The following is a 1,826-nucleotide window of genomic DNA, read 5'->3' on the forward strand; positions in this document are numbered from 1 at the left end:
CGCCCGCCTCCGCCTCCTTCAGCACCCCGATAATCTGCTCTTCTGTGAACCGTGATCGCTTCATCCGTCCGTCCCTTCTTCAGGCCGGACTCTAATCGCTGCTGGTAGAAAATCAGGGGGTCACGTCAGTCCGAATCGGTGCTGACAAAGGCGATATTCAGGTCTGAGTTCTTCGAACTAAAGAGGTTATAAAACGTCGGCACTGCCGCAGTTACGACGGACACCAGCGCCACCAGCAACGCTAGGATGGTGTTCCCAAGACCTAAATGCTCCCGCCAGCTTAGCGACGAGCCGCAATAGCGGCACCGCCGCGCACCAGCCTTGATTCGCTCAGCGCAAACCGGGCAATCTTTTCCGGGCTGGCGCTGCTGCTTGCCAGTCGTTTCTGCCATCTCCTCGCCCCTTCGTCATATGAATCTAGTCTTCGTACCGGTGTGCAGCGCCGAGCGACTTGCCCGCCGTTGTCCCAGTCCGGCTTGTATATCGCCAGAGCGTTCATCGCCTACCGTTTGAACGTCCTCAACAGTGGCGACTGCTGACGGGCCGCTTTGGCTCGCTTCAACCCCGGCCGCACTCGGGTACTAAGCGTATGATTTTCACCACTAGCGTTCGACGATGCCCCTTGGCTGGCCCGGGAGAACCTCATCGCCAGTCGTGGCCTACGCTAGGCAAACAACGATGTGGGCGTGATTCCATTAGGGAGGAACGTTGGCGACGGAGATCCTGCTTGCATTTCCCTAGGGAGTGCCGACGACAGGGAAAATTCTTATCAGCTGATGCACGTTGATGGCCTGCAAATTATGCCGAAATACTAGATTTTCGAATTAGATTGTGCTCTGATATTGCACTGGGGGTAAGTATGTTTATCAAATCGATACGAATAAAAAACCTTCGTGCGTATGACGACGAGTTAGTTGAATTCGAACCATATACTTGTTTGATTGGAGCTAATGGGGCTGGAAAATCGACGATCCTATGTGCATTGAATATTTTCTTTCGAGAGACCGAAAATGCCTCAACGAATCTTAGCAATCTAGAGCGAGAGGATTTTCACAACGGCAATACTGCTGAGCCCATTGAGGTCACCCTCACTTTCGACGATTTATCGGAAGACGCGCAATCTGATTTTGCTGGCTACTGCCGCCGGGGCGAACTGGTCGTAACCGCAAAGGCGGTGTTCGATATACAGAGTGGGGTCGCTGCTTTGAAGCAGTTCGGCAATCGCCTCGGCATGATCGCCTTCGCACCCTATTTTGCAGCCTTGGGTGACGGAGTGAGAGGCGCCGATCTGCAAGCAATATATGGGGCAATTTGCGAGCAGTTTCCCGCATTACCGATTGCAAAGACAAAGGACGCCATGACTTCCGCGCTGCACGAATACGAGGCAGCGCGACCCGGGGAGTGCGTATTAATCCCAAGTGAAGATCAGTTTTATGGAGTTAGCCAAGGGCAGGGATTGCTGCGAAAACATCTGCAATGGGTGTACATCCCTGCGGTCAAGGATGCCTCGGGCGAGCAAGCAGAGGGAAAGAACACCGCCTTGGGTCGGCTTCTCGCGCGCACCGTTCGAGCTCAGGTGAACTTCGCTGAGAAATTGAGCGAGCTTCGAGGCCAAGCTGAGCTAAAATACAACGAGATGCTCTCCGCCGAGCAGAGCATTCTTGATCAAATCTCGCAAGGACTGCAGGAGCGTTTAGCGGAATGGTCTCATTGAACCGCGCCGGGTTTGTCGGAGGCTCCAACTCCTGAGAAGGTGGAGCCATGACGAGCAAGACAACGAACAAGTTTGCGCCCGAGGTCCGCGAGCGAGCGGTGCGGATGGTTTT

At 54.3% G+C, this 1,826-nt stretch carries 2 protein-coding genes; one reads left to right on the forward strand and one right to left on the reverse strand.

Annotated elements, in window-relative coordinates:
- Positions 1-125 precede the first annotated feature (125 nt).
- Positions 126-392, reverse strand: a complete 267-nt coding sequence (locus U1839_RS26720) for a hypothetical protein (RefSeq protein ID WP_332806596.1) — start codon at positions 390-392, stop codon at positions 126-128.
- A gap of 467 nt (positions 393-859) precedes the next feature.
- Here U1839_RS26720 and U1839_RS26725 point away from each other — a divergent pair, with 467 nt between their 5' ends.
- Positions 860-1,714 (forward strand): AAA family ATPase, encoded by an 855-nt coding sequence (locus U1839_RS26725; RefSeq protein ID WP_332806597.1) that lies wholly within the window; start codon positions 860-862, stop codon positions 1,712-1,714.
- Positions 1,715-1,826 lie beyond the last annotated feature (112 nt).

The organism is Parasphingomonas halimpatiens (assembly GCF_036663795.1).
Lineage (GTDB): Bacteria > Pseudomonadota > Alphaproteobacteria > Sphingomonadales > Sphingomonadaceae > Sphingomonas.

Bases quoted from the DNA above. Each gene is read 5' to 3' on its own strand.
- U1839_RS26720 (WP_332806596.1), bottom strand. From the start codon at position 392: ATGGCAGAAACGACTGGCAAGCAGCAGCGCCAGCCCGGAAAAGATTGC.
- U1839_RS26725 (WP_332806597.1), top strand. From the start codon at position 860: ATGTTTATCAAATCGATACGAATAAAAAACCTTCGTGCGTATGACGAC.